Genomic DNA, 25,443 nt, shown 5'->3' on the forward strand with positions numbered 1-25,443 from the left:
AGGCAGCGCGGGTGAGCCCGGGCGAGGTCGTGAAGCGGCGAGGTGGCGGCTCGGGGTCTGGGCCGATACGGGTGCCGCTCCCGTCTCACGGCAGCTCCGCCGGGCCAGGTCCCGCGCGGGAGCGCGCGGTCGCCGGCGGCAGCGGAGCGGCGTCGACCTCGACGGTCACCAGCACGTCCCAGTGCCGTTGCTCGCAGCGCAGCAGGCGGGCGTCGTTGCGGGCGGCGACGTCCGCGGCGACCGCGCAGGGGTGACCGTGGGCGACGGCCACCGCGTCCGCACCGGCGAGGGAGGCGAGGTCTGCGGCGGTCGCGGCCCGTGACTGGGCGATCACCCCGGTGCCCAGCAGGGACAGGCTCGCGACCATCGTGGTCGCGGCGCCGGTCCACGCCAGGACAGAGGCGGCTCCGGTGCTCATGGCGCACCGCTCTCGACGCGGCGCGTGACGAGCTGCGGCTCCCGCCGTGCCTCCGCATCCGCCGTCAGGGTCCAGCGTGCTCCGGCCAAGGGGCCGGCGGGCGCGCTGAGGGTGCGTCCCACCTTCACCTGCACCCAGGGGCCGTCGACCGAGGTCGTGACCTCGATGTCCTCGCCGCCGATCCGCTGTGCGACGGCGACGGCGGTGGCGGCGTCCTCGCCGCGGGCGAGCTCCCGGGCAGCACCACGGGCGGCGCTCTCGAGCCGCAGCTGGCTGCCCAGTCCGGCACCGGTGAACAGCACCAGCACCACCATCACCACCACCACGGGCAGCACGATCGCCGTCTCCGCGGTGGCGGACCCCCTGTCGTCCCGGAGCCGGGACGACAGGGGGCGCCAGGGCATCACGACCCCTTGGACAGGGCCGAGACGATGATGCCCATCAGCAGTTCGCGCACCTCCCCGGACGCCAGCAGGGCGACCAGGACGGCGGCGAAGCCGCAGGCGGCGAGCACCGTGATGGCGTACTCGGCGGTCGAGGCGCCGGTCTCGTCCCGCATCGTGCGGTCGAGGGTGCGGCGCAGATGCGCCAGGGTCAGGGACATGATGTCCTCCTTCTCGTCGTGGGCGGTGGGGCCGCCCGATGGTGCGGCCGGAGCCGCTCGGCCGCGGCGGCGAACGCCACCACGGGATGGCAGCCGTGGCTGCCGTGCGCCGGCCCGGAGAGGGCAGGCGCGCCGGGTCGTCCCCGGAGATCGAGGTCCTCATCCCGCACCGGGGCCGAGGGCGAAGGTGCCACCGAGCAGGGACATCACCGTGGGGATGATTCCGAGGGCGACGAAGGCGGGCAGCAGGGCGAGCCCGGTGGGCAGCACGAGGCGGACCGCGAGCTGGGCGGCGAGCACCTCCGCATCCCGTGCGCGGCTGCGGCGGGCGTCGCGGGCGGCGGAGCGCAGCACACGGGCGAGATCCGCTCCGGTGTCCTCCGTGAGCACTGCGGAGCGGGACAGGGCGCTGAGCTCGGGAGGGAGCGCGCGGCCGGCGAGGGTGGCCGGCACTCCGGCGGCGAGCGCGGCGGAGAACCGTTGCAGGGCGGTGGCCTCGCCACCCGCTGGGAGCGCATCGCCGACCGCAGCGACCGCGTGGGCCAGCGGGAGTCCGGAGTCCAGCGCGCCGGCGATCAGCTCGAGCTGTACGGAGGGATCCACCTGGTGGCGGTGCGGAGGATCCGCGCGATGGATCAGCCGGCGCATCCACCACCAGCCGATAGCGGTGAGAGCGAGCCCCGTGGCCCCGAGCAGGTTGCCGGCACCGGAGGTCACAAGGAGGCGCAGCGGATCCCCGCCCAGCAGCATCCCCAGTCCGAGGCCGGCGAGCGGGAGGACCAGCAGGATGCGGGCGGTGGACCGTGGCCCGGCGAAGGCGCTGCGCCGGGACTGGGCGGCATCGTGCAGATCGCGCAGCGCACCGGCCAGGTGCTGCAGCATCCCCGCGGTGGGGGCGCCGGTGCGCTCGCACACCGCGAGCGCCGTGCTGAGGGAGGTCACCATCTCGGTGCGTCGCAGTCGCTCCCCGGCCGCGCGGCGCGGATCGGCGCCGGTGGCGGCGGAGCGGGCGAGGTCACGCAGCTCGCCCTCCGGGAGTGCTCGCCCCAGCGCGGACCAGGCCTGCCGCAGCCCGGCGCCGGAGCCGAGCACGGTGGCGAGCTGCTCCACCAGATGCGCCATCTCGAGCGGGCCGGGCTTCCGCCGCGCGGGACGGCGCGAGAGCGCGGGGCCGGTGGCACGCACAGGTGGCGGGGTGAGCACCCACAGCAGCGTGAGCAGCACACCGACCGCGGCCGCGGTCATGCCGGTCCCCGGCGGTGGGCGCCGGCGGTGGCCAGGCGCTGTGCGAGGGCACAGGAGGCGGGCCCTTCCTCGAGATGCCCCTCCCGATCGCGCAGTGCAGTCTCCGCGACCAGCAGGCCGTCCTCCCCGCGTCGCAGCAGCGCGATCTCCTCGAGGGCGCGTGTGCCGTTGCGGCGACCGAGGTGGATCACCACCTCCAGGGCGCTGGCGACCTGGGAGGCGAGTGCCGCGCGATCCAGTCCGCCGAGCGCGCCGAGAGCTTCGAGACGGGAGGGGACATCGGCCGCGGTGTTCGCATGGACGGTGCCGCACCCGCCTTCGTGACCGGTGTTCAACGCCTGCAGCAGCTCCCGCACCTCACCGCCGCGGCACTCGCCCAGGACGATCCGATCCGGGCGCATGCGCAGGCTCTGGCGCACCAGGGCAGTGAGGTCCACGGCGCCGGCGCCCTCGCTGTTGGCATGGCGCGATTGGAGATGGACGACATGGGGATGGTCGACGGAGAGCTCGAGCACGTCCTCGACCACGACGATCCGCTCGTCGTGCGGGACCTCGCCGAGCATGGCCGCCAGCAGAGTGGACTTCCCGGTGCCGGTGCCGCCGGTGACCAGGAAGGGCACCCGTGCGGTGACGATCGCCTGCAGTGCGGCTCGTGCGTCGGGGCTCAGCGCGCCGAGGTCCTCGAGGTCCGTGAGGTCCAGGCGGCCGGCAGCCGGCAGGCGCAGGGAGAGGATCGCCCCGCCCGGGGACAGCGGAGGGAGCACCGCATGGAAGCGGATGCCGGAGGGCAGGTGCGCGTCCGCCCACGGCACGGCGTCGTCCAGGCGGCGCCCACCGGTGGTCGCGAGCCGGACCGCCAGGTCCCGCGCCTGGCCGGGGTCCAGCCGGGAGCCGGCGCTGCGCAGCCCGTCACCGTCATCGACCCATACCGTGCCGTCGTCGTTGACGAGCAGGTCGGTGACTCCTGGCGCGACCAGGGACTGCAGCGGGCCGAGCCCGTCCACGTGATCGCGGATGCGCGCGGTGAACTCGAGGGTCGCTGCAGCCCCCAGCACTCGCCCCTGTCGCCGCAGCACGCGCACGATCCGGGGGACGTCGACCGTGCCGGGGACGTGCACCAGATCGTCCCGCACGAGCTCCAGCAGCGGGGCGAGATCGTCGTCGGGCAGGGAGGGCGCGGCGGCGCTCATGCGCTCGCTCCGGCGGAGTGGGGCCCCGAGGGGCGCGTCCCGACGGAGCGTGGCCCGGCCGATCCCGGCCCGACGGAGTCCCTCGGGGCGGAGATCCCTCCGGCCTCGAGACCTGCGAGCAGCTCCCGCGCGGCGCGGTCTGCGCCGCGCCGGCGAACGTCCAGCAGCGGCACGCTGCCCCGCGGTGAGTCGCGGAAGGCGGCGGCAAGGGGGAGAGCGAGGTCCTCGACGACCTCGCGCGGACTGAGCGGACCGCTGCGCCGCACGACGAGCCGTGCGCGTCCTCCGCTCACCTGCCACGACCGCAGCCTCCGCGCTGCGGCACGCACCGCATGGTCGGTGGCCGGGACGACCACCAGCAGGAGATCCAGATGCTCCGCCGCCGCCGGGACCCATGACTCCGCCAGGTCCACGACCACGGTCCCGCCCAGCGGCGCGAGGGCGGACAGCACGGGCGGGAGCGCCTGCACCCGCGGGCCGGGCCCCTGCCCGGAGACGAGCAGCCGCACCTCGTCCACCGCGGGCAGCCCGGCGCGGAGCGCCTCGCCGTCATCCGGTCCGAGGTCCGCTGTCTCCTGCCAGCTGATCCCCTCCAGCGACGGGGCCTCGACCAGCAGGTCCACTCCGCCGCCGGAGGGATCGGCATCGATCAGCGTCACGGCTCCGAGCGGTCGGGCTGCGGCGGCGAGTCGGGCCGCGAAGCTCGAGGCGCCCGCTCCGCCGCAGCCGCCGACCACACCCAGCAGGAGCGAGGCGCTGCGGGGTCGTGCGAGCTCGGCGAAGCGGGAGAGGAGCTCCTCGGACCCGGAGGGCAGGCGGAGCACGGCCCGGGCCCCGGCCTCGAGCGCTCTCGCCCATGCGGCAGGGGTGACCTCGGGCTCGTCGGTCACCACGAGCAGAGGAGTGCGAGGGCGGACGGGCGTGCGGGCGTCGGCGAGCAGAGCGGCCGTGTCAGTGGCCATGCACACGACGGCGGTGTCCGCCGAGGACTCGACGAGATCCAGCCCGACGGCGGTGGCATGGTCCCGCACGAGCTCCCGCAAGGAGGTGTCCGAGCCCGTCCACCGCACCGCGGGGCGGGTCGCGGAGGCGGAGGCCGGCAGGGCGGAGCCCGGGTCGGGGAAGCGGCTGCGGCGACGGCGCGGCGTCGACTCCCCACCGGGGGTGGACTCAGTGGGGACGGCGGCGCCGACGAGACCGGGGACACCGGCCTGCCCGCTGGAGGAGGGAATGATCGTGCTGGTCATACCGCCATCGTGGCCGGGACGACGGCGCCGCGGCAGGGGTCCTCGCGAATGGTGGACAACCCACCTCTGTGGAGGAACGGTCAGAGTGCGCGGGGTGCTTGCACGGCCCTCACGATGCGCGTAGTGTGATCTGTACAACGACGAATACCGGCATCGGAACCCACGTACGACTGGTCCCCGCAACGGACCGGCTGTGAGGCGTCGAAAGCGCCACCGCAGCTACACCACGTGTACGCCTGATCCCGATGCAGATGGCTCGTCCGGAGCGGCGTCGCGAGTGATCGCGACGCCGCTCCCTCTATGTGCAGCAGGTCTGTTCGGCACGTGTGCTCGGCTCAGCCTCCGGCAGCAGTCCTCGCCGCCGGCAGCAGTCCTCGGTGCCGGCATCGACGGCCGGCGCGGGACCGGCCGCGCTCAGAACTCCAGGTCCACGACCACGGGCGCGTGATCCGAGGCGCCCTTGCCCTTGCGCTCCTCGCGGTCGATGAACGATCCGGTGACCGCGGACTGCACGGCGGGTGAGCCGAGCACGAAGTCGATGCGCATGCCCTCCTTCTTCGGGAAGCGCAGCTTCTGGTAATCCCAGTAGGTGTACACGCCCGGGCCCTCGTGGTCCGGTCGCACCACATCGGCGTAGCCGGCCTCCACCACGGCACGGAACGCGGCCCGCTCGGGCTCGGTGACGTGAGTCTTGCCCTCGAAGAACTCCGTGTCCCACACGTCCTGGTCGAAGGGGGCCACGTTGAAGTCGCCCACCAGCACGGCGCGAGCGTCGGCATCGGCGGCCAGTTCGCGGGCGCCCTCAGCGCGCAGCGCCTCCAGCCAGCGCAGCTTGTAGGCGTAGTGGGGGTGGTCGATCTCCCGCCCGTTGGGCACGTACAGCGACCAGATCCGCAGGCCATCGCCCACGATCCCGCCGAGCGCCCGCGCTTCGACCACGCCCGTCTCGTCCTCGGGATAGGAGGGCACCGCCGGCAGCTCGGTGCGCACGTCGGTGAGACCGACGCGGGAGAGGAGGGCCACTCCGTTCCACTGGTTCAGTCCGTGCGCGGCGACGTCGTACCCGGCCGCCTCGAAGGGCGTGAGATCCAGCTGCTGAGGCTTCGCCTTGATCTCCTGCAGGGCCAGCACGTCCACCTCGTGCCGCTCGAGGAAGTCCAGCACCCGATCCGTTCGGGCGCGCAGTGAGTTGATGTTCCAGGTCGCGATGCGCATGGCGTCGATCCTACGGGGGAGCGGCGGTGCGCGCCGCCGGCCGATACTGCACACGGCAGGGGAGGGGCCGACGTAAACTCTCGGCATGGCGCGCGCACTCGTCACCGGATCGACCTCCGGACTGGGACTCGAATTCGCCTGGCAGCTCGCCGGGACCGGGCACGATCTCGTGCTGGTCTCCCGGGACGAGGATCGCTTGGCCGCGGTCGCCGCCCAGATCCGAGACGTCCACCGGGTCGACCTCCAGGTCCTGCCCGCCGATCTCTCGGACCGCGGGCAGCTGGAGCGGGTCGCGATCCGTCTCACCGACCCTGTGGACCGCATCGATCTGCTGGTCAACAATGCCGGCTACGGGCTGCGGGGCGGGTTCCTCGAGGTCGGGGTCGAGGACCACGAGAAGCAGATGGACACCCTGATGCGTGCCGTGCTGGTGCTCTCCCACGCCGCGGCCCGCTCGATGGTGCAGCGACGCAAGGGCGCGATCCTCAACGTCAGCTCGCTGGCCGGGTACACCACCGCCGGCCCCTACGCGGCCTCCAAGAGCTGGGTCACCGTGTTCACGGAGTCCCTCGCCATGGAGCTCAAGGGCACCGGGGTGAGCGCGACGGCGCTGCTGCCCGGCTTCGTGCAGACCGAGTTCCATGAGCGTGCGGCCATGTCGATGGACGGACTGCCCCGGATCACCTGGCTCAAGGCTCCGTTCGTCGTCGAGCAGGCGCTCAAGGACACCGCGAAGGGGACCGTGCTCTCGATCCCCTCGGTCAAGTACCGCACCGCCGGCGAGGTCTCGCGCATCGCGCCACGACCGCTGGTGCGGGCACTGACCTCGCCCGACTGGTACCGGCGGATGCAGGCCAAGTCCGTGCAGCGCTCCCGGCGCCGTGCTTCGAAGAGGAACCTGCACGCCCCCTGGCAGCGGGAGGACCCGGAGTAGGCGATGACCTGGCGAGGGTGCTGACCAGGGGTGGACACCGGCCAGGAGCGTGCGCCGCGGGCCGCGGGCCGCGGGCCGTCGGCCCGTTCTGTCGGCCGTCCGGTGGGCCTGTCCCGTCGGCCGTCGCGCTCGACCCGGCCGCCGACGTGTCGATTACCCTGACCGCATGTCAGGCTCCCGCACCGCTTCCGCACAGTCCCTGCCGATCGACGACGCCCGCGAGCGTCTGCGCGTCCTGATCCGGGACCTCGCCGTCGTCCGCGGTCACGTCGTGCTCTCCTCCGGCGCCGAGGCGGATCACTACGTCGACCTGCGCCGCATCACCCTCCACCGCGAGGCCGCCCCGTTGGTGGGCCGCGTGATGCTCGACCTGCTGCGACGTGAGGCACTGGTGCCCGGAGTCGAGGCCGTGGGCGGGCTGACGCTCGGAGCGGATCCCGTGGCCACCTCGATCCTGCACGCCTCCGCGGCCGACGACACCCTCGACCCCCTGGACGCCTTCGTGGTGCGCAAGGCGAACAAGGCTCACGGTCTGCAGCGACGCATCGAGGGCCCCGAGGTCTCAGGTCGCCGCGTCGTCGCCGTGGAGGACACCTCCACCACCGGCGGCAGCGTGCTCACGGCCTGCGAAGCGCTCGCCGAGGCCGGCGCGGACATCGCCGCGGTCGCCGTGATCGTGCACCGCTCCGACGCCTCGCGGGATGCCGTCGAGGCCGCCGGGTATCGCTACCTCGCCGCCTATGACATCTCCGAGCTGGAGATCTGACCCGCCGAGCGGCTCACACCTGACCGCACGCGCCGCTCACACCTGACCTGCCGAGAAGGTGTCGCAGGCCTGCACCGTGCCCTCCTGGTAGCCGGTGGTGAACCAGGCCTGGCGCTGCTCCGAGGAGCCGTGGGTCCAGGACTCCGGATGCACCTGACCTCCGGCGACCTCGCCCTGGATGTGGTCATCGCCCACCGCGCTCGCCGCGGAGAGCGCGGAGCTGATGTCCTCCTCGGTGAGCGGGGAGAGCATCGCATTGCCGTCATCGTCCGTGGTGTTCGAGGCGTGATGCGCCCACACCCCGGCATAGCAGTCGGCCTGCAGCTCGAGCCGGACCGCGTCGGACTGCGGGCCGGTCTCCGAGCGGTCCGCGCCCTCCATCGCTCCGGAGAGGTGCTGGATGTGGTGCCCGTACTCGTGGGCGACCACGTACATCTTCGCGAGCTGTCCGCCGTCGGCACCGAACCTGCTGGACAGCGAGTCGAAGAAGGCGGTGTCGACGTAGATCGTCGAGTCGGCGGGGCAGTAGAAGGGGCCGACGTCCGCCGTGGCGGACCCGCAGCCCGTCTGCACCGAGTCCTGGAACACCCTGCCCTGCGGCTCGACGAACTCGATCCCGGACTCCGGGCCGAGCCGCGCCCACAGCGAATCCCCGGATTCGATCGTGGCCTGCACCAGGCAGTCGTCCTGCGCGTTCGCATCGGCGCCCGACCGGCAGTGCTCCAGGGACTCCCCCTCGGCCACCGGCCCCTGCTCGGTCGAGGTGCCGCCGCCCAGGAGGTCCAGCGGGTTGCCGCCCATCAGGGCGTAGATCAGCACGATCACCAGCAGCACGCAGCCGCCGCCGCCACCGAGCTTGAGCCCGCGCCCGCCGAGGCCGCCGCCTCCTGGGCGCCGAGGACCTCCGCCTCCACCGGCGGCAGAGACGTTGTCGGAACGGATCTCCGCATTCGGGGTGAACGTCATGGCGACAGAGTAGACCGGCATCACACTGTGAGCAGGCAGAACGGGCAGAGTGAAGGTCCTGGGGACATGCCTGTCCGCTCACGTGCGGGAACGGTGCCACCGCTTAGCATGGGAGACGGCGCACGGCCCTGCCCCCAAGGGGCGTGAGATTCCGTCCCACCAGCACGTCCGGTCCCGGGCCTGCCCTGCCCCACCTGACCGCATGCGCGCCGCGCGTGCACCCCGCGAGGAGCTTGCATGAACATCGTCGACTGGGCGGTCGAGACCATGGACAGCCTCGGAGCCTTCGGCGTCTTCCTGCTGATCTTCCTCGAGAACGTCTTCCCGCCGATCCCCTCCGAGGTGATCCTGCCGCTGGCCGGGGTGGCCGCCGCCGGCCCCAACAACTCCTACTGGCTGATGCTGCTGGCCTCCGTGGCGGGCTCCGTGGTGGGCGCGTGGCTGCTGTACGGGATCGGCCGGGCGCTGGGGCCGGAGCGGCTGCGCAAGATCGTCATCCGACTGCCGCTGGTGCACGTCGGCGACTACGACAAGTCCGTCGCCTTCATGGACCGTCACGGCGACAAGGCCATCTTCTTCGGTCGCTTCGTGCCCGGGATCCGCTCGCTGATCTCGATCCCCGCCGGTCTGTATGCGATGCCGATCTGGAGGTTCACCCTCCTCACCGCCGCCGGCAGCGCGATCTGGAACACCCTCTTCCTGACCATCGGGTTCTACATGGGCAGCAACTGGACCGTGATCGAGCCCTACACCGACATCTTCTCCAACGTCGCCTACGCGATCGTGGCGCTCGTGCTGCTGGTGTTCCTGGTGCGGCTGATCCTCCGCGAGCGCAAGCGCCGCGCGCTCGGCCTGCCCGATCCGGACCAGCAGCACCTCGAGGAGCTCGAGGAGGAGGACGCTGCGCACGAGACCGGTGCGACGAGCTCGGCGACTGCCGGAGACACCACCGGACGCAGCGAGGACCGGTGACCTCTCCCGACGGCCCCGGCCGCGAGGTCGGCGTCGGCCCCCATCCTGAGCCCTGGCCGCAGGACCCGCGCCTGGACCCCGAGCTGCTGGGGGCCGGCGACCGGCGCAACGTCGAGGACAGGTTCCGCTACTGGCGTCGTGAGGCGATCATCGCGGAGCTCGACACCCGCCGCCACGCGCTGCACATCGCGATCGAGAACCTCGAGCACGATGCGAACATCGGCTCCGTGGTGCGCACCGCGAACGCCTTCGCGGTCGGGGCCTTCCACATCGTCGGCCGACGGCGCTGGAACCGCCGCGGTGCCATGGTCACCGACCGCTACCAGCACGAGATCCACCATCCCGATGCTCAGCACCTCATCGACTGGGCCCGCGCCGAAGGGCGCCCGCTCGTCGCGATCGACCTGGTCGACGGTGCGATGCCGATCGAGCACGCCCCGCTGCCCCGCAACGCGGTGCTGGTGGTGGGGCAGGAAGGGCCGGGGGTGAGCGGTGAGATCCTCGAGGCCGCAGACCTCGTCGTCGGCATCACCCAGTTCGGCTCCACCCGGTCGATCAACGTCGCCGCAGCCGCCGCGATCGCGATGCACAGCTGGATCCTGCAGCACGCCGACGTGCCTGCCGGGCCCCTGCGCTGAGCACCTGGTCCCGTGCCGCGGCAGGCGGCAGGACGGACGGCCCGCGCGGTTGTCCGGGCGACGGGCCGACCGGCGGCTCGGACGACGGCCCGACCGACGGCCCGACCGACGGCCCGGAGGTCGCTGTCCACGCAGGACCTCCGACGGCTGGTGGTCAGGGTCGCTGTGGAACAATGGGCACGATCGGACGGCCCTGAGCGGTGCTCCTCGCCGCCGGCCGTCGCCCCCTTTCTTCAGTGAAGGAGAATGCCTCATGGCAGTCGCAACCCCGGATCAGTACAACGAGATGATCGACCGGGCCAAGGCCGGCAAGTTCGCCTACCCCGCCGTCAACGTCTCCAGCTCGCAGACCGCCACCGCCGCGCTGCAGGGCTTCGCCGAGGCGAACTCCGACGGCATCATCCAGGTGTCCTTCGGCGGCGCCGAGTACCTCTCCGGCTCCACCATCAAGGACCGGGTCGCCGGCTCCATCGCGCTCGCCGAGTACGTGCACGCGGTCGCCAAGAACTACCCGATCAACGTCGCGCTGCACACTGACCACTGCGCCAAGGAGGTCCTGCCCACCTGGGTCGAGCCCCTGATCGAGTGGGACCTCGAGAACCGCGTGAAGAAGGGCCTGAACCCGCTCTTCCAGTCGCACATGTGGGACGGCTCCGCCGTGCCGGTCGACGAGAACCTCGAGATCGCCGAGCGTCTGCTCGAGAAGTCCGTCGAGGCCAAGAAGATCCTCGAGATCGAGGTCGGCGTCGTCGGCGGCGAGGAGGACGGCGTGGTCGCCGATGTCGACGGCGACAAGCTCTTCTCCACCCCCGAGGACGGACTGAAGACCGCCGCCAAGCTGGGCCTGGGCGAGCGCGGCCGCTACCTGACCGCCCTCACCTTCGGCAACGTGCACGGCGTGTACAAGCCGGGCAACGTGAAGCTGACCCCGTCGATCCTGCTGGAGATCCAGAAGGTCGTGGGCGAGAAGTACGGCAAGGACATGCCGTTCGACCTCGTCATGCACGGCGGCTCCGGCTCCTCCCTCGACGAGATCCAGACCGCGGTCGACAACGGCGTCATCAAGATGAACATCGACACCGACACCCAGTACTCCTTCACCCGCCCCGTGGTCTCGCACATGTTCGAGAACTACGACGGCGTCATGAAGGTCGACGGCGAGGTCGGCAACAAGAAGGCCTACGACCCCCGCGCCTGGGGCAAGAAGGCAGAGGCCGGCATGGCCGCCCGCATCGTCGAGGCGGCGGAGAACCTCCGCTCCGCAGGCACCCACCAGGCCTGAGATCGATCAGCGCGCTGCGCGCCGGTGACACTCCGGCGCGCAGCGGCAGGCGGTCCGATCCGGGCCGCGTGAGCCGCGACAGGGCCCCGGAGCATCAGCTCCGGGGCCCTGTGGCGATCGGGGTGCACGATCGGGCGCTCGGTCTCGGAGCCGGCGTTCCCGTGTCGTCGGCCCCGGTTCCTCGACCCGGTTCAGCGGCCCCGTTCCCGCGGCGGCGGTTCAGCGGCGCCGCACCAGCGCTCGCCCCGTCACCAGCAGTCCCAGCGCGGTCCAGGCGACCAGCACGACGAGGTCCCGTGGTTCGGCGGTGAAGCTGCGTGCGGCGATGCCGGCGCGGAGCAGGTCCGCCGCCGGGCGGATGGGCAGGTAGTCGTGCACCAGCTGGAACCACTGCGGCAGCCTTCCGGAGGGGAAGGTGATGGGGGAGAACAGCAGCACGAAGAACACCAGCACCTGGCTGACCAGCTGGGCCGGCACCGGCGGCAGAGAGACTGCGATCGCATAGCCGACGGCGGTCGCCATCGTGGTGACCAGCAGGGAGGCGGCGATCAGCAGGGGCCAGTCGAAGGAGTAGCTCAGGTCGAAGCGGAGCCTGGCCGCGAGCAGCCCGACAGCCACCCCCGGCAGGGCGATGAGCGCCCACACCACGAGGTCCACCAGCAGCAGCAGCGGACGGGCGACCGGCAGGGCACGCTGGTAGTCGAGGGCTCCGCTGGCCCGAGCGCGTGAAACGCCCTGAGGGACGATCACCAGCCCGACGGTGAGCAGCAGGATCGTGGGTGCACCGGTGGACAGGAACAGTGCGCTGTCCGGGGTGACCTCTCCGATGACGAGGCCGAAGCCGATGATGATGCCGGCGGCGAGCATCGCCTGGACGATGATGATCAGCGGGAGCATCGCACCGGTCGCGGCCAGGGACCATCGCATCAGGGCGAGGAATCCGACCGCCGGGCCGGCCTGGACCGGTGCCGGGGGAGCATCGGCGCCCGGGGAGACGGTCGCGGGAGTCGGGGCGGTGGTCTCAGACATGGGCGATCTCCTCGGGGGAGCCGAGGGGGGCGGGGTGGGAGTCCTCGGCTGGGGAATCCGACGAGGTCAGGGACAGGTATGCGTCCTCGAGGGTCGCCGGAGCCAGTGTGAAGCCGTCGAGCCGGTCCCTCGCCCGCTGCTCGGCCGCCCAGGCCACGCACCGTGCTGCATCGCTCGCCGCCACGGTCAGCAGTGTGCGGCGACCGGTGCGGACCCGCCGTCGCGCCGGCAGCGTCCTCGCGCGCTCCGAGGGGTCCGGGACGCCGGGGGTCAGGTGGAGCTCGAGCCTCAGGTCGCTGTCCTGGGTGCCGCGCAGCTGTGCGGGGGACCCGGCCGCGGCGACGCGACCGCGGTCCAGGACCACCAGGTCATCGACGATGCGTTCGGCTTCGGCGACGTTGTGGGTGACCAGCAGCGCCCCGGCGCCCCGGTCGCCGCGTCGGCGCAGCGCGTCCCACAGCAGTCGTCGCCGGGAGGCGTCGATGTCATTGGTGGGTTCATCGAGGATCAGCAGCGGCGCCGGAGCCACGACGGCCATGGCGAATCCGGTGAGCCTGCGGATGCCGCCGGACAGTCCCGCCCCCTCGGGCATGGCCCGCCGATCCATCCATTCGCCGAGGTCGAGCTCTTCGGCCAGCGCGTTCGCGGCACGACGAGCCTCGCGCCACGGCAGTCCGCGCAGACGTGCGGAGATCTCGATCGCCCTCCGCGGCGTGAGGCCGTCGATGGGGGTCTGCGACTGCGGCTGCAGCGCCACGTGGTGGCGGGCCGCTGCCGGATGCCGCACGGCGTCGATGCCACCGAGCATGATCTGCCCGGCATGGGGCTTCACCAGGCCCACCACCTGCGAGACGAGTGTGCTCTTGCCGGCGCCGTTGTGGCCGAGCAGTCCCACGATCTCGCCGGATCCCACCCGCAGAGAGATGTCGTCGTTGGCCACGACGGGTCCGAAGCGGCGGGAGAGGGCGGTGATGCGCAGGACGTCGGGGGACATGTCAGCTCCTCAGGACGAATTTATATACCGACGGTATGTGGATACCGAAGGTATTCGGATACTGACGGTACGTCAAGAGGCGGCGGCCTATGATCGTGGGATGACGCAGCTTCCCGACCCCCTGTCACGACGGGACCGGCAGCAGCAGACTCGCGAGGCATTGATCTTCGCGGCGCGGGCCGTCTTCTCCACGGAGGGCTACCACGCGGCGACCCTCGAGCGGATCGCCAGGGAGGCGGGCTTCTCCAAGGGCGCCGTCTACTCGAACTTCGTCGCGAAGTCCGATCTCTTCCTGGCGACTCTCGACAAGAACATGGAACTGGCGGACGCCGATTTCCAGGACCCCTTCCAGCAGCAGGCCGGACCTGCCTCGACCGGGCAGGGCGCCGTCGCCCGGGAGGGTGCCCCGCACCAGGCGGCCCAGGGATTCGCCCTGGCCACGCTGGAGTTCATCGCCGTTGCCGCACGGGACGAAACCCTCGCTCCACAGCTGCATCAGCGCCTCGCCGCCCTCCTCGAGAGGTACGACGAGATCGCCCGCGGCGCGATGGCGGAGGAGGAGCGACTGGCGGCGAGTCAGGTCGGGATGCTCCTGGCCGCCCTCGATCAGGGCGCCGGACTGCTCCTGCTGTCGGGGAACGTGCTGCCGGGGCCGGAGACCTTCACCGAGGGGATGCGGAGACTGCTGGATCCGGCACGGGCCGTCGCGGAGGCCGCCGAGCGGCCGTGAGGCGACGGGGAGCGCTCACCAGCGGTTGCCCTGGGCGCGCCCCATGACCCGCTTCAGCGCGGGCAGGACGTCGGCCAGGAAGACGCCGGCGATGATCACGCCGGCGATCATGAACAGCATCGAGCTGCCGCGGCCCACGGGGTACGGGATCGACAGGAAGCCCAGCAGCACGGAGACACCGGTGAGCACACCCCAGAACGTCTTGCTCCGCTTCCCGGCCGCGGTGTAGGCGTCGGGGCGGAAACGCAGGGCGTTGACCAGGGCCCAGATCTCCACGGCCAGCATTGCCACGGCGAGGACGAGGAAGATCCACATCTGGATGAGGGCGATCATCGCGCCAGGATACGGGTGCCGGCTGGACGGATCCGGGATCGACCGTCGCGGGCGCGGCGTCCGGGTCGGGAGGGGCGCCGCGGTGCAGCGCTCTGGCGGTGGGCAGCGACGCGTCTCAGCGCCGACGGTCGGGATCTGAGCGGTCGGTGATCAGCAGCTCGAGCGCCTCGGTCGTGGCCTGCGGTTCGAGCGCCCGCATCTCCATGGTCATCGGGCGGGGGCCGATCGCGTCACCGTCCGCCGCGACGACCAGGCTGGGCAGGAATCGCTTCGCCTCCGCGGCGCTGAGACCGGTGGCCTGCAGCAGATCGATCGCGAGCGAGCGCAGCTGGATGGTGAGGGTGACGCCCTCGAAGTGCCCGGCGCGGCCAGGACGCTTCCCCTCGTCATTGCGCAGCAGCATCTCGGGGGAGAGGTAGGAGCAGTACAGCCGCAGCTTCCGCCGTGCCTCGGTGAAGTCGACGTCCTCGTGGGAGACGGCGTTGCTGAGCTCGAGCACCGCGTCGCGGGCGGCCAGCAGGGCATCGGCGAGCGTGGAGTGCGCATCGCCGCGGACCGCCTCGAGGAACTCGGCCTGGCGGCGGGCGATCACCCGCATATTGCGCATCGCCCGATCCGAGCCCACCAGCAGGTGCTGGAGGCGCCCCACGTCCTCGGCATGGCGCAGTCCGGTCGGGGAGAAGGTGGCCATCTCGTTGGCGACGTCGTTGGCGAGCTTCCACTCGTCGGTGTACTTCTGCGAGACCTCGCGGATGTTCCGCAGCGCAGCCTGCGCGATGCCGCGGTCACCGCTGCGTGCCGAGAGCGCGAGACTCACCAGGGTGTCCTCGAGCTCACGGTAGAAGGAGGCGGCGGCCCTGCTCTGGAGGCGACGCGGATCCCCCGAGAGCAGCAGGTGGATGACGATCGCGACGACCACCCCGGTGATGGCGTCCAGCACCCTGCCGCCGGGGGTCATCGACGGGGTCAGGGGCATGATCATCACCAGCAGCGACTGGATGGCCACCTGGAAGCCGAAGAGGTTGCTGGAGTCGATGAAGCGGGAGAGCATCCCGGCGACGAAGACGACCACCAGGATCTGCCAGGTCCCCGAGCCGATGAGGCCGCGCGCGAGCTCGCCCAGGAGCACCCCGAGCATCACACCGCAGGACATCTCCACGATCTTGCGCATCTTCTTCTCGATGCCGAAGCCGATGATGATGAAGGCGACGATCGAGGAGAAGAACGGGTGCTCGTGGTTCCAGACGAAGCCGCTGACCAGGTAGGCGAGGGCGGCTGCGATCGAGGCACGGCCGACGGTGAGGACGTCGCCGCGACCACGGGAGACGCTGGTGGTGAACCAGGTGCGCACCGTTTCGCGCAGCCGCTCGATCCTGGGTATCGACGCGGTGCGGGTGCTCACCGGCCCGGTGCTGGTGGTGGCTCCGTCCCGGGCGCTCATGCGGGCACCGGATCCTGCAGGCGCATCTCCAGCAGCTCCTCGAGCTGGAAGCTGTCCCCGTCGCGCCCGCCGCGGCCCACGATCAGCGGGGCGGGCGCGGGATCGGGTGTCGCGCCGCGCAGCCGGGACCGGAGCCCGCCGTCGACCCGCATCACGTAGTAGCGTCCCTCGGCATCCACCGCGAGCGTGCGGTCCTGCTTGAGGTACCAGCCCTTCAGGGAGGTGCGCAGGGTGCCGGACCCGCGGTAGGGCCGGGCGCGCAGCGGCACCGGCCGGATCCCCGCCTCCTCATAGCGGGCGATCCACTCGCGGATCAGCGAGGTGGCCCGTTCATGCTCCACCTCGCGGGCGGCACGCAGCGCCTGCTCCTTCGCCTCGAACACCTCCCGGCGGTGCCGGGTCCAGTCCTCCTGGTCGCCCTCAGCTCTCATGACGGCCATTCTTCCAGGTCGCCGGTGACAGCACAGCGGAGAGCGGGAACGAGTGCCGTGCAGGATCCGTGAGGACGCTGTGGAGGGGGCCGCCGAGGAGGCAGCGACGTGGAGGGCGGGGCCGTGGGGGCGCCGCTGGAGAATGCCGTGCCCCACGGCGGGGGAGGCCGGCGCGCGGTCGGAGATCCGCAGGGGTCAGAGCTTGGCGGTGGCCGGTCGTGCGCCGTGGTCGCGAGGCACGACGATCGGCTCCTGCGAGGCGTCGATCCACATCGAGGCAGACTCGCCGTCGGCCCCACCGAGCAGCACCTGTACGGACAGCGCCGCGTCCAGCGGAACGGCCCGGCGCACCACGGCCAGGGCGATCGGCCCCAGGTCGGCGTGCAGTGCGGCAGAGGTGATGGTGCCGACGACCTTCCCCTCGGACCCCTCCAGGCGCACCTCGCCGCCGGGCGTGGCGGGGACGTCCTGCGAACCGTCCAGGTGGAGCATCACCAGCCGCCGCGGCGGCTGACCCAGGTTCAGCACCTTCGCGACCGTCTCCTGCCCGCGATAGCAGCCCTTCGCGGTGTGCACGGTGGTGCGCAGCAGGTCGAGCTCGTGCGGAATGCTGCGTTCGTCGACCTCGCGGGCGGAGCGCGCCCGGTGATCTGCGATCCGCAGCGCCTCCCAGGAGCTCATCCCGGCCAGGTGCTCGCTGCGCCAGGGCAGCTGCGTGAGGGCCGCGCCCTCGAAGACCGAGAGCACCGCACCGACCGGGTCCTCGGGGTCCGGGCCGTAGGCGATGCCGCCGGGGGCGAGCTGCGGCCACGGCTCGGACCAGACGGCGACCGGTGCCGGCAGTCCCAGCTGCGGCAGCACGGAGTCGGCGGGGGCGAGGGCTCCGAGCACTCGTAGATCGTCCCGATCCGTCAGCTCGACCCGGGCGGCGAAGCGCATCATCTCCAGGTAGCGGCGGAGCCCTGCCCGAGCGCCGGCATCCAGCACCAGCAGCAGCGCGTCCTCGTCCACGACCACGGCCGAGGCCATGTGCTCGACCCGACCCTGCGGGGACAGCACCGCGAGCGAGGCCGAGGAGCCGACGGGGGTGTCGGCGAGGACCTGTGTGGTGACGGTGGTCATCCAGCTGCGGGCATCGGTGCCGCGCACCTCGAGCAGTTCGAGCTGTCCGAGGTCCACCACGGACGTCCCCTCGAGCAGGTGGCGCTGCTCGCGCAGCGGGGCTCCGTAGTGCTCGGGGACCGTCGCGTCGGGCCCTTCGCCCAGCACCGCTCCCGTGCGCAGCAGCGGGCGGACGTCACGGACGGGATCAGACACGGTGCAGCTCCAGGGAGAGATAGGGGGTCAGGGCGGTCTCGCCGGGGGCGCCGTCCGCAACGGGCGTGCGCCGTTCCCACAGCCACATCAGCCGGCCGCTGACGTAGCCGACCATGCGGGTCTGCGAGATCTCACCGCCGGGAGTGCCCAGGGCGAGCTGCACCCGCGGGCCGCGCACCTCCCCGGCCCAGTCCTCGGCCTGCTCCCCGCGACGGGTCAGTCGGGCCTGGAGGCGGTGGGAGAGGTAGCTCTCCGGCGTGCCGGGGCGGGCGGCTTCGGCCGTCGCCCGATCCTGCCCGGGCAGGAGATCGCCGACGGTCCAGACGCCGTCCTCGCGATGCAGCAGGGTGCGCTCCCCGGATCCCTCGGACGCGGGGGAGGGGGCCTCATCCCGGGCGAAGGCGCTGGTGGGGGGCAGCGGTGCGGGAGCGTCGACCCGATGGATCGTGGAGCGCCAGTCGAGGGCGCCGTCTTCCCGTGCCGAGCACACCAGCTGCTGCTCGATGCGGGCATCGGTCGCTCCCGGGGCGTCGGAGGCACCGCTGAGGGCACCGGTGCCCTCCCAGCTGCCGATCAGCCAGGCCAGCGGGTACAGCGACGCAGGGAGTGAGGTGTCGAGCGTGATGGGCATCGGTGCCGCAGGACGCTCAGCGGTCGAACAGGCGGGACAGCACCAGGACGGCGAAGGCGAGGGTGCCGAGGCCCACCAGGACCACGAGGGCGATGAAGAACAGAGACAGGGCGGACATGCCGTCAGTCTATCGCCCTCACCAGGCCTGCGGTCACGCGTGGATCCATCCGTCCTCGTGAGGTCGCCCGCCCGTCGCATCCGGGCGGGGTCAGCTCCCCACCAGCACCGCCAGCTGGGCGACCACTCCGACGGTCGCGACCGGGACGGCGGCCACCGCGAGAGAGGGCAGGGGCTCCTTGGCGACCAGGGAGGAGCCGGTCAGCAGGTGTGCGCAGCTCGCGCCCACGGCAGTGACCGCTCCGAGGGCCACCGCCAGCAGCGGCCAGAGCCCGACCAGGGCGATCCCCAGCGCGGCGGTGACGGCGGCGCCGAGCAGCATGGACAGGGTGAAGCGCAGCAGTGCCGGCACGGGGGTGGCGTTGACCAGCAGGGTCGCAGCGACACCGACGGCGATCGAGGTGAGCAGCCCGGTCGATCCGGCCTCCACCGCGAGCGTCTGCGCGATCACCCAGCAGGCGGCGATGCCGGAGACGAACGCGCCGGCGATGGTGCCGGTGAGCGAGAGCGTGAGCTCCCGTCGCTCCGCGCGCAGCATCTGGTGCATGAAGGCTGCGAAGACACCGGCCGCGCACACCATCACGACTCCGGAGATCGGGGTGAATCGCTCCGGGGCGAGCACCGTGACCAGGGCTCCGAGCACTCCAGTGCCCGCGACCACCACCCGGGTCCCGCGAGAGGAGGGGAGCTCCAGCAGATCCGGCCAGGCGATCCCGATCAGCAGGGCGAGCAGTCCCACGACGACGGCCATCAGCACCGGGGAGAGGGCTCCTGTAAGTGGGACCACGGCGAGCAGGAGGGCGAGTGCGGCACCGAGGGGAGCGCGCTCGGGGACTGTCACAGGGCCTCCCACGCTGTCGATTCCGGTCTCGGGCCGCGCCGACGAGCGGTGTCCGTCGGGCGTTACAGTGGCAGTCTACGAGTGCCTGCTGGTGACGGCATACTCGTGCCCCGAGAACGGATCGTGCGGCGCACGGGTCCGCCCCGTCCCAGTGCCACCGGAAGGACCCCATGATCACGACGGCCGCTCTGTCTCCCCAGCAGCGCACGGCGATCCGCGAACTGCTCGCGACCGTCACCGAGCACGACGGCGTCTCCCCGCTGGACGAGGCCGCCGTCCTCGCCCTCGACGGCGACAGCGCCCAGCACCTGCTCCTCGAGGACCCGCCCGGCACTCTGCGCGGCTACGCGAGCATCCTGACCGACGGCACGGTGCAGGGCATGGTCCATCCCGCGCACCGTCGGCGCGGTCACGGCACCGCTCTCCTCCAGGAGGCGCTCGCACAGCGTCCCGAGGCGGGCGTCTGGGCGCACGGCGGCCTCGAGGGATCTCTCACCTTCCTCAGCGGTGCCGGTCTCTCCGAGAGCCGGCGCCTGCTGTCCCTGCACCGGGTGCTCGCCCCCGCTCAGCAGCTGCCCGCGGCCCCCGCCTCGACGCTCGAGGGACTGCGCCTGGACACCTTCGACCCCGCCCGGGACGCCGACCGCTGGGTCATGGTCAACGCCGCGGCGTTCGCCGACCACCCCGAGCAGGGCGCTCTCACCCGCTCCGACCTCGAGCAGCGGATCGCGCAGCCGTGGTTCGATGCCGAGGACATGCTGGTCGCGCTGCAGGGCGAGGAGCTCGTGGGATTCGTGTGGGTCAAGCGCGAGCACCCCGGGGACACCGCGCACGACGCAGAGATCTACGTCGTCGCGACCGATCCCTCCGTGCAGGGCCACCGCGTGGCAGGCCTGCTGATGGCCACCACGCTGGCCCAGCTCCGGGACGCCGGAGTGCCAGGTGTGGAGCTGTACGTCGAGGCGGACAACACCCCGGCGCTGCGGCTGTACGAGAACTGGGGCTTCAGCGTCGCCGGCCGCGACGTGCAGATGCACGCCGCCGGACGGGGCTGATCGGTGCGCGTCGCTCCCGGCAAGCCGCAGCCCGTGCTCGCGGCCGGTGCCCTCACATGGCGCGAGAAGGGCGATCGCGTCCAGGTGCTGCTCGTGCATCGGCCGCGCTATGACGACTGGTCCATCCCCAAGGGCAAGCTCGACAAGGGGGAGACCTTCCCCGCCGCGGCGGTGAGGGAGGTCGCCGAGGAGACCGGGTACCGGGTGCGGCTGCATCGGCCCCTGCCCGCCTCCGTCTACCTGCTCCCGGACGGCCGGACGAAGATCGTCCAGTACTGGGCGGCGACGGTCCGCGCCAAGGTCGCGCCCGGCCCCGAAGACAGCGGTGAGATCGACGAGGTCCGCTGGGTGTCGCTCGACGAGGCAGAGAATCTGGTCGCACGGCAGAACGACCAGCTCCCGCTGGCCTCGCTGCGCCGCTTCCTGGAGGCCGATGAGCTGCAGACCGTGCCGATCATCATCCAGCGCCATGGCGCTGCGCTCTCGCGCGCCAAGTGGCGCAAGGGGGAGAAGAGCCGTCCCCTGAACGGCAAGGGGAGGAAGCAGGCACGGGCCCTGCCCTCGCTGCTGGACGCCTTCGACCCGTCGAGCGTGGTGAGCAGCCCGTGGGACCGCTGCCGGTCCACGGTCGAGCCGCTGGCCACCAAGGAGGGCCTGAAGGTCCGCACCAAGGACGAGCTCACCGAATCCGGTCACGCCGAGCATCCCTCGCGCACCGCCGCCGTGATCGACCGCGTGCTCACGGAGGCGCGTGCGACGATCGTGTGCACGCACCGACCCGTGCTGCCCACCGTGATCGCCTCGGTGCGCGAGGTCGCGACGCAGGGGGTCGCCCTCGAGCTGCCGCGCGAGGACCCGTTCCTGGCAGCCGGGGAGGCGCTGCTGCTGCACACCACACCGGGCGGCACGGTGGTGGCGATCGAGCGCCACCTGCCGAACATCAGCTGAGGCGTCTGCGGGGCCGGGCACGACGAATGCGCGGCACGACGGATGCGCGGCACGACGAATGCGCGGCACGACGGACGGCCAGCGGGCGGAGCAGGGGAGAGGACCAGCAGGATGAGCACAGGACAGGGCAGCGGGCTGCCGGACTACTCCGGCGGATATGACGATCACGTGCGAGGAGGCACGGGGCGCCCTGACGACCCCTCTGCGCAGTTCGACGATCCCTACGCGCAGCGCCATGATCCGTACTCGTCCGGCTCCGGGCCGGTGACCGCCGACGGGTTCTCCCCCGTCTTCGGTGACGCGTCGCATGCGCCGGCGGCGGGATACGTCGGCCCGGCCCACCCGGCGAGTTCGCCCGTGTACGGGTCCTACGTGCCGCTGCCGGCCACCTCGGGATCGGCGGTCACCGGGTTCGTGCTGGGGTTGGCGGGGCTCTTCGTCTGCGCATGACGCACGCCGGGCCGGCTTCGTCGCCGGTGCCCGCGGTGTTCCAGACCACTGTGTGATCGGACTGTGACCAGTGCTGTGACCTAACCGTATCCACCGTCTGAACTGCGAGTTCATCCTTTCCCGCGGCGCGTTCACCTGCTGTTCACGCGAGAGCGGGCGGTCCGTCATCTGACCTCCTTAGCGTCACCGCTGTCAGACCTCCCCGCTGGACAGAAATCCGGGCCCACGGCCCCCGAAAGGACTCGTAGTGAACGTTCGCAAGAACAAGCTGGTCTCGCTCGCCGCGCTCGGACTCGTCGGCGGCCTCGCGCTGACCGCGTGCGGCGGCGGCGCCGACGAGGGCAACGGCGGCTCGGGCGCCTCGGACGGCGGCGGCGCGGCCGCCGGCGGCTACGCCGAGCTGACCGGCAACCTCGCCGGCTCCGGCGCGTCCTCGATGCAGAACGCCCAGACCGCCTGGACCGAGTCCTTCATGGGCCTCGTGCAGGCCGAGGGCGGCGACCTCACGGTCACCTACGACCCCACCGGCTCCGGCACCGGCCGTGAGCAGTTCCTCTCCGGCCAGGTGAAGTTCGCCGGCACCGATGCCGCTCTCGACGAGGAGGAGCTCGCAGCCTCCGCCGAGCAGTGCAACGGCGAGCAGGCCTTCAACCTCCCCGTCTACATCTCCCCGATCGCGGTCGTCTTCAACCTCGAGGGCGTCGAGGAGCTGAACCTCTCGGCCGAGGTCATCGGCGGCATGTTCGCCGGCGACATCACCACGTGGAACGACCCGGCGATCGCCGAGCTGAACCCCGATGCCGATCTGCCCGACACCGAGGTCACCCCGGTCCACCGCTCGGACGACTCCGGCACCACGGAGAACTTCACCGAGTACCTCTCGGAGAACGCTCCCGACGCCTGGACCCACGGCCCGATCGAGACCTGGCCCATCGACGGCGGTCAGTCCGGCGACGGCACCTCGGGCCTGATCTCCACGGTCGAGGGCGGCGACGGCACCATCGGCTACGCCGACGCCTCGCAGGCCGGCAACCTCGGCACCGCGGCCATCCAGGTCGGCGAGGAGTTCGTGCCCTACAGCTCCGCCGCCGCCGCGAAGTCCGTCGACGTCTCCCCGCGCGAGGAGGGCCGCGAGGACAACGACATCGTCGTGGACCTCGATCGCACCACCACCGAGGCCGGCGTCTACCCGATCGTCCTGATCTCCTACCTCGCGCTGTGCGGCTCCTACGCCGATTCCGCCGAGGGCGAGGCCGTGAAGGCCTACGCGTCCTACATGATCTCCGAGGAGGGCCAGAAGGTCGCTGAGGAGAACGCCGGCTCCGCGCCGATCTCCGAGGAGCTCCGCACCGAGGCTCAGGCTGCGATCGACGGCATCTCGGTCGGTTGATCCAGACTTCGCACATCGGCGTGCCGCCGGGCCGTTCGTGGCTCGGCGGCATCGCCATGCCCCGGCACATCAGATGCCTCCCCCTGTCCCGTGAGCTCTGAGGAAGGTCCCCTATGAGCACCACCGACGTCGAGCCGGACTCCTCTCCGGCGACTCCCGCGTCCATGCGGTCCAGCAGCAAGCGCTTCGGCGACTCGCTCTTCTCCGCCCTGAGCGTCGGCTCCGGCCTGCTCATCTTCCTCACCCTCGCCGCGGTGGCGGTCTTCCTCACCACCGAGTCGATGCCCGCCATCATCGCGAGCCAGGAGTTCGCGGGCACCGCGGAGTTCTCCCTGCTGGAGTACGTCCCCCCGCTGATCTTCGGCACGATTCTGGCCTCGGCGATCGCCCTGCTGATCGCGATCCCGATCTCCATCGGCATCGCCCTGTTCATCTCCCATTTCGCCCCCCGGCGCATGGCGGCGGGCCTCGGCTACATGATCGACCTGCTGGCCGCGGTGCCTTCGGTCGTCTACGGGCTCTGGGGCGGCATCTGGCTCGTGCCCAAGCTCGAGCCGATGTACGTCTTCCTCAACACCTACTTCGCATGGATCCCGCTGTTCGCCGGTGAGCCCTCCGCCCCGATGCGCAACCTCGCCTCCGCCTCGGTGGTGCTCGCCGTGATGGTCCTCCCGATCATCACCGCGGTCTCCCGCGAGGTCTTCCTGCAGACCCCGCGCCTCCAGGAGGAGGCGGCGCTCGCCCTCGGCGCGACCCGGTGGGAGACCATCCGCACCGTCGTGCTGCCGTTCGGGCGCGGCGGCGTCGTCGCGGCCTCGATGCTGGGGCTGGGCCGCGCGCTCGGCGAGACCATGGCCGTGCTCATGATCCTCGCACCGGGCGCCAGCTTCTCCCTCCACATCCTCGAAGTGGGTCGGCACAACTCGATCGCCGCGAACATCGCGTCGAAGCAGGCGGAGGCGTCCGGCGTGGACATGTCCCTGCTCGTCTTCACGGGTCTCGTGCTCTTCGTGCTGACGTTCATCATCAACGCGCTCGCCCGGTGGATCGTCGCCCGCAGCGGACCCAAGAGCTGAGAGGACATCATGAGCTCCCCGATTTCCGTGCAGACCAGCCCCTCGGTGCACCGTCATCACGACGAGCGCCGACTGCCCTGGTACCACCTCGTCTTCACCGGCCTCGCCGGACTGCTGGTCGCCATCGCGGGGCTGGCGCTGGCCGGTGCCCTCTCGATCCCCAGCGCCATCCTGCTCGGGTTCGTCCTGCACCTCCTGTTCGGCTGGACCTACTCGCTGGTGCGGGAGGGACCTCGCTGGGCCATGGACCGCCTGATGACGCTGCTGGTCATCGGAGCGTTCGCGATCGCGATGTTCCCGCTGCTGTCGCTGCTGTGGTCGGTGGTCGCCCGCGGCATGACGCGCGTGATCGCGGCCAAGCCCTCGCTGCTCTCCTTCTGGACGAGCGACATGTCCGGAATCATCGGAGGCGCCGACGCGGGCGGCGTGGTGCACGCGACCATCGGCACGCTGCTGATCACCCTGTGGGCTTCGATCATCTCCATCCCGGTAGGTCTGTTCACCGCCATCTTCCTGGTCGAGTACGCGGACCAGGGCTGGAAGCGCACCCTGGGCAAGGGCGTCACCTTCCTGGTCGACGTCATGACCGGCATCCCCTCGATCGTCGCGGGCCTGTTCGGCCTGGCGCTGTTCATCGCCTTCATGCCGGACCAGAGCGTGCGCATGGGCATCATGGGTGCGGTTGCGCTGTCGCTGCTGATGATCCCCACCGTGGTGCGCAACAGCGAGGAGATGCTCCGCCTGGTCCCGATGGACCTGCGCGAGGCCGCCTACGCGCTCGGCGTGCCGAAGTGGCTCACCATCGTCAAGGTCGTGCTGCGCACCGCGATCGCGGGCCTGACCACCGGCATCACCCTCGCGATCGCCCGTGTGATCGGGGAGACGGCCCCGCTGCTCCTCACCGTCGGCATGGTCACCTCCATCAACTGGAACATGTTCGACGGACGCATGGCGACCCTGCCCACCTTCATCAACCAGCAGTACCGCGCGGGCAGTGCGAACTGCATGAACGAGACGGTCACCAACCCGATCAACCAGGAGGTGTACGCCTGCGCGATCACGACGAACATCGATCGTGCCTGGGCGGCCGCCTTCACCCTGATCATCATCGTGATGGTGCTGAACATCGTCGCCCGTCTCATCAGCCACTACTTCTCTCCCAAGCTCAGCCGCTGAGCCCTCG

28 protein-coding genes are annotated in these 25,443 nt (G+C 71.5%); 12 read left to right on the forward strand and 16 right to left on the reverse strand.

Going from position 1 to position 25,443, the window contains the following annotated elements:
* Positions 1-85 precede the first annotated feature (85 nt).
* The 7 genes from VF289_RS18315 to VF289_RS18345 form a co-directional block, all read right to left on the reverse strand.
* Entirely contained in the window at positions 86-418 is a 333-nt protein-coding gene (locus VF289_RS18315) for an Rv3654c family TadE-like protein (protein ID WP_330885717.1), read from the reverse strand.
* Positions 415-822 carry a TadE family type IV pilus minor pilin gene (locus VF289_RS18320; RefSeq protein ID WP_330885719.1) on the reverse strand — a complete coding sequence of 136 codons (408 nt, stop codon included), beginning with the start codon at positions 820-822 and terminating at the stop codon, positions 415-417. The genes VF289_RS18315 and VF289_RS18320 overlap by 4 nt, the downstream gene beginning before the upstream one ends.
* On the reverse strand, positions 822-1,022 hold the full coding sequence (locus tag VF289_RS18325; protein WP_330885721.1) for a DUF4244 domain-containing protein: 201 nt from the start codon (positions 1,020-1,022) through the stop codon (positions 822-824). The genes VF289_RS18320 and VF289_RS18325 overlap by 1 nt, the downstream gene beginning before the upstream one ends.
* A 159-nt stretch (positions 1,023-1,181) precedes the next feature.
* Positions 1,182-2,267 (reverse strand): type II secretion system F family protein, encoded by a 1,086-nt coding sequence (locus tag VF289_RS18330; protein ID WP_330885723.1) that lies wholly within the window; start codon positions 2,265-2,267, stop codon positions 1,182-1,184.
* Positions 2,264-3,457, reverse strand: a complete 1,194-nt coding sequence (locus VF289_RS18335; protein ID WP_330885725.1) for a TadA family conjugal transfer-associated ATPase — start codon at positions 3,455-3,457, stop codon at positions 2,264-2,266. The genes VF289_RS18330 and VF289_RS18335 overlap by 4 nt, the downstream gene beginning before the upstream one ends.
* Positions 3,454-4,704, reverse strand: coding sequence for a hypothetical protein (locus VF289_RS18340; RefSeq protein WP_330885727.1), 1,251 nt, complete (start codon positions 4,702-4,704; stop codon positions 3,454-3,456). Before VF289_RS18340 ends, VF289_RS18335 begins: the two co-directional genes overlap by 4 nt.
* 414 nt (positions 4,705-5,118) lie before the next feature.
* Positions 5,119-5,919, reverse strand: a complete 801-nt coding sequence (locus tag VF289_RS18345) for an exodeoxyribonuclease III (RefSeq protein WP_330885729.1) — start codon at positions 5,917-5,919, stop codon at positions 5,119-5,121.
* A gap of 85 nt (positions 5,920-6,004) precedes the next feature.
* Between VF289_RS18345 and VF289_RS18350 the strand changes: the two genes are divergently transcribed.
* Both VF289_RS18350 and VF289_RS18355 read left to right on the forward strand, forming a co-directional pair.
* On the forward strand, positions 6,005-6,853 hold the full coding sequence (locus tag VF289_RS18350; protein ID WP_330885731.1) for an SDR family oxidoreductase: 849 nt from the start codon (positions 6,005-6,007) through the stop codon (positions 6,851-6,853).
* 166 nt (positions 6,854-7,019) lie between these two features.
* Positions 7,020-7,619: an orotate phosphoribosyltransferase gene (locus tag VF289_RS18355; RefSeq protein WP_330885733.1), complete on the forward strand. Its 600-nt coding sequence runs from the start codon at positions 7,020-7,022 to the stop codon at positions 7,617-7,619.
* A 36-nt stretch (positions 7,620-7,655) separates the two neighbouring features.
* Here the strand turns inward: VF289_RS18355 and ypfJ are convergent, their stop codons facing one another.
* Complete coding sequence (ypfJ, locus tag VF289_RS18360) at positions 7,656-8,585, reverse strand: KPN_02809 family neutral zinc metallopeptidase (RefSeq protein ID WP_330885735.1); 930 nt, start codon at positions 8,583-8,585, stop codon at positions 7,656-7,658.
* A 237-nt stretch (positions 8,586-8,822) separates the two neighbouring features.
* Here ypfJ and VF289_RS18365 point away from each other — a divergent pair, with 237 nt between their 5' ends.
* The 3 genes from VF289_RS18365 to fbaA all read left to right on the forward strand — a co-directional run bounded on the left by VF289_RS18365 (position 8,823) and on the right by fbaA (position 11,477).
* Positions 8,823-9,557: a DedA family protein gene (locus VF289_RS18365; protein ID WP_330885737.1), complete on the forward strand. Its 735-nt coding sequence runs from the start codon at positions 8,823-8,825 to the stop codon at positions 9,555-9,557.
* Entirely contained in the window at positions 9,554-10,195 is a 642-nt protein-coding gene (locus tag VF289_RS18370) for a TrmH family RNA methyltransferase (protein ID WP_330885739.1), read from the forward strand. Before VF289_RS18365 ends, VF289_RS18370 begins: the two co-directional genes overlap by 4 nt.
* Before the next feature lie 253 nt (positions 10,196-10,448).
* Positions 10,449-11,477, forward strand: coding sequence for a class II fructose-bisphosphate aldolase (fbaA, locus tag VF289_RS18375; RefSeq protein WP_330885741.1), 1,029 nt, complete (start codon positions 10,449-10,451; stop codon positions 11,475-11,477).
* Between the two features lie 219 nt (positions 11,478-11,696).
* On the opposite strand, the gene VF289_RS18380 is transcribed toward fbaA, so the two are convergent.
* Entirely contained in the window at positions 11,697-12,506 is an 810-nt protein-coding gene (locus VF289_RS18380) for an ABC transporter permease (RefSeq protein ID WP_330885743.1), read from the reverse strand.
* Entirely contained in the window at positions 12,499-13,500 is a 1,002-nt protein-coding gene (locus VF289_RS18385) for an ABC transporter ATP-binding protein (protein WP_330885745.1), read from the reverse strand. Before VF289_RS18385 ends, VF289_RS18380 begins: the two co-directional genes overlap by 8 nt.
* Before the next feature lie 100 nt (positions 13,501-13,600).
* Here VF289_RS18385 and VF289_RS18390 point away from each other — a divergent pair, with 100 nt between their 5' ends.
* Positions 13,601-14,230: a helix-turn-helix domain-containing protein gene (locus VF289_RS18390; protein ID WP_330885747.1), complete on the forward strand. Its 630-nt coding sequence runs from the start codon at positions 13,601-13,603 to the stop codon at positions 14,228-14,230.
* 15 nt (positions 14,231-14,245) lie between these two features.
* Here VF289_RS18390 and VF289_RS18395 read toward each other — a convergent pair whose 3' ends face one another.
* The 6 genes from VF289_RS18395 to VF289_RS18420 all read right to left on the reverse strand — a co-directional run bounded on the left by VF289_RS18395 (position 14,246) and on the right by VF289_RS18420 (position 19,341).
* Complete coding sequence (locus VF289_RS18395; RefSeq protein ID WP_330885749.1) at positions 14,246-14,563, reverse strand: DUF2516 family protein; 318 nt, start codon at positions 14,561-14,563, stop codon at positions 14,246-14,248.
* A 115-nt stretch (positions 14,564-14,678) separates the two neighbouring features.
* Complete coding sequence (locus VF289_RS18400; RefSeq protein WP_330885751.1) at positions 14,679-16,004, reverse strand: FUSC family protein; 1,326 nt, start codon at positions 16,002-16,004, stop codon at positions 14,679-14,681.
* Positions 16,001-16,435 carry a hypothetical protein gene (locus VF289_RS18405; protein ID WP_330885753.1) on the reverse strand — a complete coding sequence of 145 codons (435 nt, stop codon included), beginning with the start codon at positions 16,433-16,435 and terminating at the stop codon, positions 16,001-16,003. Before VF289_RS18405 ends, VF289_RS18400 begins: the two co-directional genes overlap by 4 nt.
* Before the next feature lie 195 nt (positions 16,436-16,630).
* Positions 16,631-17,752, reverse strand: a complete 1,122-nt coding sequence (locus VF289_RS18410; RefSeq protein WP_330885755.1) for a folate-binding protein — start codon at positions 17,750-17,752, stop codon at positions 16,631-16,633.
* Positions 17,745-18,383, reverse strand: a complete 639-nt coding sequence (locus VF289_RS18415; RefSeq protein WP_330885757.1) for an FABP family protein — start codon at positions 18,381-18,383, stop codon at positions 17,745-17,747. Before VF289_RS18415 ends, VF289_RS18410 begins: the two co-directional genes overlap by 8 nt.
* A 208-nt stretch (positions 18,384-18,591) precedes the next feature.
* The gene (locus VF289_RS18420; RefSeq protein ID WP_330885759.1) at positions 18,592-19,341 is read right to left on the reverse strand and encodes a hypothetical protein; all 750 of its coding nucleotides are present in this window, start codon (positions 19,339-19,341) and stop codon (positions 18,592-18,594) included.
* 170 nt (positions 19,342-19,511) lie between these two features.
* Between VF289_RS18420 and mshD the strand changes: the two genes are divergently transcribed.
* The 6 genes from mshD to pstA all read left to right on the forward strand — a co-directional run bounded on the left by mshD (position 19,512) and on the right by pstA (position 25,436).
* Positions 19,512-20,396: a mycothiol synthase gene (gene mshD, locus VF289_RS18425; RefSeq protein WP_330885761.1), complete on the forward strand. Its 885-nt coding sequence runs from the start codon at positions 19,512-19,514 to the stop codon at positions 20,394-20,396.
* A 3-nt stretch (positions 20,397-20,399) separates the two neighbouring features.
* The gene (locus VF289_RS18430) at positions 20,400-21,344 is read left to right on the forward strand and encodes an NUDIX hydrolase (RefSeq protein WP_330885762.1); all 945 of its coding nucleotides are present in this window, start codon (positions 20,400-20,402) and stop codon (positions 21,342-21,344) included.
* A gap of 111 nt (positions 21,345-21,455) precedes the next feature.
* Positions 21,456-21,794, forward strand: a complete 339-nt coding sequence (locus VF289_RS18435) for a hypothetical protein (RefSeq protein ID WP_330885764.1) — start codon at positions 21,456-21,458, stop codon at positions 21,792-21,794.
* 247 nt (positions 21,795-22,041) lie between these two features.
* Positions 22,042-23,184 carry a phosphate ABC transporter substrate-binding protein PstS gene (gene pstS, locus VF289_RS18440; RefSeq protein ID WP_330885766.1) on the forward strand — a complete coding sequence of 381 codons (1,143 nt, stop codon included), beginning with the start codon at positions 22,042-22,044 and terminating at the stop codon, positions 23,182-23,184.
* A gap of 113 nt (positions 23,185-23,297) precedes the next feature.
* Positions 23,298-24,260, forward strand: a complete 963-nt coding sequence (gene pstC, locus VF289_RS18445; RefSeq protein ID WP_330885768.1) for a phosphate ABC transporter permease subunit PstC — start codon at positions 23,298-23,300, stop codon at positions 24,258-24,260.
* Positions 24,261-24,269: 9 nt separating this feature from the next.
* Positions 24,270-25,436 (forward strand): phosphate ABC transporter permease PstA, encoded by a 1,167-nt coding sequence (gene pstA / locus VF289_RS18450; protein ID WP_330885770.1) that lies wholly within the window; start codon positions 24,270-24,272, stop codon positions 25,434-25,436.
* The last annotated feature ends 7 nt before the right edge of the window (positions 25,437-25,443 follow it).

Source organism: Brachybacterium sp. (genome assembly GCF_036379615.1).
In the GTDB taxonomy this organism is placed as follows: Bacteria; Actinomycetota; Actinomycetes; order Actinomycetales; family Dermabacteraceae; genus Brachybacterium.